This window comes from Nocardia sp. NPDC058497, from assembly GCF_042720195.1.
In the GTDB taxonomy this organism is placed as follows: domain Bacteria; phylum Actinomycetota; class Actinomycetes; order Mycobacteriales; family Mycobacteriaceae; genus Nocardia.
Genome location: NZ_JBHXMY010000165.1, coordinates 1 through 4,458, shown reverse-complemented (window position 1 = coordinate 4,458; position 4,458 = coordinate 1). Strand labels below are relative to the sequence as shown.

4 protein-coding genes are annotated in these 4,458 nt (G+C 69.9%); 1 reads left to right on the top strand and 3 read right to left on the bottom strand.

Annotated elements, in window-relative coordinates; all coding sequences use genetic code 11:
- Positions 1-100: 100 nt before the first annotated feature.
- Entirely contained in the window at positions 101-1,066 is a 966-nt protein-coding gene (locus tag ACFWPJ_RS13845; RefSeq protein WP_378850850.1) for an oxygenase MpaB family protein, read from the bottom strand.
- A 155-nt stretch (positions 1,067-1,221) separates the two neighbouring features.
- Here ACFWPJ_RS13845 and ACFWPJ_RS13840 point away from each other — a divergent pair, with 155 nt between their 5' ends.
- Positions 1,222-1,866, top strand: coding sequence for a TetR/AcrR family transcriptional regulator (locus ACFWPJ_RS13840; protein WP_378850847.1), 645 nt, complete (start codon positions 1,222-1,224; stop codon positions 1,864-1,866).
- Between the two features lies 1 nt (position 1,867).
- Here the strand turns inward: ACFWPJ_RS13840 and ACFWPJ_RS13835 are convergent, their stop codons facing one another.
- Entirely contained in the window at positions 1,868-3,016 is a 1,149-nt protein-coding gene (locus ACFWPJ_RS13835; RefSeq protein WP_378850844.1) for a homoserine O-acetyltransferase, read from the bottom strand.
- Positions 3,013-4,329, bottom strand: a complete 1,317-nt coding sequence (locus ACFWPJ_RS13830; RefSeq protein ID WP_378850841.1) for a bifunctional o-acetylhomoserine/o-acetylserine sulfhydrylase — start codon at positions 4,327-4,329, stop codon at positions 3,013-3,015. Before ACFWPJ_RS13830 ends, ACFWPJ_RS13835 begins: the two co-directional genes overlap by 4 nt.
- Positions 4,330-4,458 lie beyond the last annotated feature (129 nt).

The window sequence follows — 4,458 nt, the reverse complement described above, 5'->3', positions numbered from 1 at the left end:
GCGCCGGGGGGGGGGGGGGGGGGGACACGCGGCGACTGCCGGCGGCGGGGCAGCAGCAGCCGCCCCCCCCGCGCGCCCCCCTGCCGTGGCGACCTGTCGTTCAGGCGGACTCGGCGATCGCTGGGGCCCGGTGCTCCCACAGGCTGCGGGTGCCCGTGCTGCCGTAGCGCTCGCGGGCTTCGCTCGGGCTGATCGTCGACCGGGTTCGCGGCGAGTCGGCGGCGATGTGGGCTGCCAGGATCTGCCCGGTCATCTTCGCGACGTACGGGCTGGCCAGGATCAGCCCGCGGTTGCCGCGGCGCGCGGTGGCCCACACCAGTGCTTTCCAGGGGATACGCGCCGACGCGTCGACGATGCCCGGCAGGTTGAACCGGCCGAGCTTGCGCATCCAGGCGGGCAGCGTCGAGATCGTCGCCAGCGACAGCGCCCGGCCGCCGACCGCGAACGTCATGCCCTTGCTCGCCGACGGCCACAGCAGGAAGTGCATGGCCCGCACGGCCCGCTCGCTGACGCACAACTGCGGCCGAACCCGCGCGAAGTAGCCGCGCACCTCGTCGCGATTGCGCGGCACATCCGCGGGTTTGCAGGTCTGCAGTTCGGCGGCGATCACGCACTCGGCCCAGTAGCGGTCCTCCTCGGCGGGACTCAGCGGGCCGGGTCCGAACATCTCGTAGGCCTTGAGTACCGAATGCCATCCGGTGACATGGATCCACAGCTGGGAGTCGGGGTTGTTGGCGCTGTAGCGCTTGCCGCTGATCGGTTCGATGCCCGTCATCGGCGCGTGCACCTTCATCAGGTGCTCGGCGGCCTGGATGGCGGTGCGGCCGTCACCGAGCGCGACCAGCAGGAAGTAGGACAGCGTGTGGTCCAGGCGGGTGGCGGGATTGTCGTAGATTCCGTGCGAATCGGCCACCGCGGCGGTGAGGAACGGATCGAAGTGCTCGAGGGTGACCGCGCGCTGGAATCCGATCAGTGCGGTCGGTGCCGCCCACACCTTCCAGGTGGGCGAATCCGGCCCGAAGAAGCCGTAGTCGTCGCGACGCAGAGTCGACGCATCGAATGCCATTGCACCTGCTCCTTTGCAGTTGCCGAGGAAGCTCCTCGCACATGAATACGACACCACCGTAGCAATCACCCGATATGAATACAACGGTTGCGTAGGATTGATGCCGGGAGTCCACCGCCGGGGTATCGTCCAGGAAACGACAGGGAGGTGCGGGCGTGACCGCAACGCAGGAGCAACGGCCGCGGCGCCGCTATGCGCCGCGCCTGCCACCGCACGAGCGGCGCGCCCAGCTGCTCGACGCCGCCTTCGCCGTGCTCGGCCGGATGGAACTGCACGAGCTGAGCATGGAAGCCGTCGCCCAGGAGGCCGGCGTCGGAAAACCGGTGCTGTACACGGTGTTCAAGACCCGCGCCGAACTCGTCGAGGCCCTGCTGGAACGCGAACGCGAACGCGGCCTCGAGCAGATCGCCGACACCCTGCCGGAGAACCTGCTCGACACCGATCCGATCGCCGCCGCCTCGGCGACGGTCGAAGCGTTCGTCGGTGTGGCACTGGCGAATCCGACGCGCTGGCGGCTGATCCTGGCGACCCCGGCCAGCGCTCCCGACGAGTATCGCGCGGCACTGCGGGCCGCCCGTGCCGAGATCCTCGCCCGCGCGGAATCCCTTGTCCGCGTGGGTATCGCGATGTCACCGCGCTTGTCGGCGATGGACGCGGGACTGCTCGCGAACTCGACCCTCACCGTCGCCGAGATGCTCGGCAGGCTGGCGGTCAACGAGCCGCAGGAGTATCCGCGCGAACGGCTTCAGGAGTACGTCCGCTCGATCGTCACCCTGCTGGCGGGCACGACGGAAGACTGAGTCAGCGGTTCTCGCGGGCGAGCCGCATGGTTTCGGTGAGCAGCTTCGACACCGCGGCGGCCTCGGTCAGGAAGCCGTCGTGCCCGTCGCGCGAGACCACGATCTCGAGACCCGCGCAGCCGGGCAGACCCTCGGCCAGCTCGGCCTGGGTGGGCAGGGGATAGAGCCGATCGGAGTCGACACCGCCCACCACGCACGGGACCGAGGTCGCGGCCAGCGCGGCGGCGATCCCGCCCCGCCCGCGACCCACGTCGTGCCGGTTCATGGCCTCGCTGAGCAGTACATAGGTGGCCGGGTCGAACCGCTGACAGAGCTTGTCGGCCTGATGCTCGAGGTAGCTCTGCACCGCGTAGCGCCCGCCCGTCCACGGATCCTCGTCGCCCTGGGGCTGATTGGTGAAGCGGTGGTCGAGCTCGCCGTCGGTGCGGTAGGTCAGGTGCGCGATGCGCCGGGCCAGGCCCATGCCGGTCATCGGGGCGCGGCCGGTGCCGTGATAGTCGCCACCCTGCCAATCCGGGTCGGCGGTGATGACGGCCATCTGGGTGGTCTGGGTGCCGATCTGATCGGCGGTGGCCCTGGCACCGACAGCCAGCACGAGCGCGGCCGCGACCCGCTCGGGCTGCCCGACGATCCACTCCAGCACCCGCATGCCGCCCATCGACCCGCCGACGACGGCGGCCAGCCGCTCGATCCCGAACAGATCGAGCAGCTGCGCCTCGGCGGTCACCTGGTCGCGGATGGTCAGATCGGGAAAACGCGAACCCCACGGCGTGCCGTCGGGCGCCGGCGAGGACGGGCCGGTGCTGCCCTTGCAGCCGCCGAGCACGTTGGTCGCGATCACACACCATTCGTCGGTGTCGATCGGCGCGCCGGGCCCGACCATGCCCTCCCACCAGCCGGGCTGCGCGTTGTCCGCGCTGGCGATGACATGCGAGTCACCGGTCAGCGCGTGCTCGACCAGCACCACATTGTCGAGCGTGGGCGAGAGCTCGCCCCAGCGTTGCACCGCCAGCCGCACATCGGGGAGCACGGCGCCGTTCTCCAGCGACACGTCCCCGATGGCGACCACGCCGAGTCGCCCGTCCGGCGGTGGCAGCAGGGCCACACCGGTTGCGGGACGGGTGATCGGCGATTCGGTGCTCACAGTCACGTCGTCGCCGCCGCGAAACCTGCGCGCAGATCGGCCAGGATGTCGTCGATTCCCTCGATGCCGATGGCGAGCCGGACCAGCCCCGGGGTGACGCCGGAGGCCAGTTGCTCTTCGGGCGTCAACTGCGAGTGCGTGGTCGACGCCGGGTGAATCACGAGAGAACGCACATCACCGATGTTAGCGACATGGCTGTGCAGGCTTAACGCGTCCACGAACTTCTTGCCCGCGTCGACACCGCCGCGCAGCTCGAACGCGACGATCGCGCCCGCGCCCTTGGGCGCCAGCTGCTTGGCCCGCGCGTACCAGGGCGAGGTCTCGAGCCCCGCGTAGTACACGGCCTCGACACCCGGCTGCTCGGCGACGAACTTCGCCACGGCCTCGGCATTGGCCACGTGCCGCTCGACCCGCAGGCTCAGCGTCTCGATGCCCTGGGCGATGAGGAACGCGTTGAACGGCGACACCGCCGCACCCAGGTCGCGCAGCAGCTGCACGCGGGCCTTCAGCGCGAAGGCGGGCGCGCCGAGGTCGGCGAACACCGCGCCGTGGTAGCTGGGATCAGGCTCGGTGAAACCGGGGAAGCGCGCGTTGCCGTCGGCGTCGCGCACGGTCCAGTCGAAGGTGCCGCCGTCGACGATCGCGCCGGCGACCGCGGCGCCGTGCCCGCCCAGGTACTTCGTGGCCGAGTGCACGACGATGTCGGCGCCGTGGGCCAGCGGCTGGATCAGGTACGGGGTCGCGACGGTGTTGTCGACAATCAGCGGGATGCCCGCCTTGTGCGCCACCTCGGCGATGCCGGGGATGTCGAACACGGCGCTGCTCGGGTTGGCGATGGTCTCGCCGTAGAAGGCCTTGGTGTTGGGCCGGATGGCGGCCTGCCATTGCGCCAGGTCGTCGGGATCCTCGACGAAGGAGACCTCGATGCCGAGCTTGGGCAGCGAGTAGTGGAACAGGTTGTACGTGCCGCCGTAGAGGTGCGGGCTCGACACGATGTGGTCACCGGCATTGGCCAGGTTCAGGATCGCGTAGGTCTCGGCGGCCTGGCCGGAGGCCAGCAGCAGCGCCGCGACGCCACCCTCGAGCGCGGCGATGCGCTGCTCGACCGCGTCCTGGGTGGGGTTCATGATCCGGGTGTAGATGTTGCCCGGTTCGGCGAGACCGAACAGCGCGGCGGCGTGGTCGGTGTCGCGGAAGGTGTAGGAGGTGGTCTGGTAGATCGGCAGTGCCCGCGCGTTGGTGCTCGCGTCGGGGGCCTGGCCCGCGTGGATCTGCTTGGTCTCGAAGGACCAGTTCTCGGGCAGGGCAGAGTCGGTCATGAATTGCTCCAGGGTTGTTCGCCGGGGTATCGCGTCAGCTGGGTCGGATCGACGGACAACAACACATGGGGGCCTCCTGCAGATGCGCGCTTGCTCTCGACCTTCGAGAGCCCGGTCATCACCCGGAGC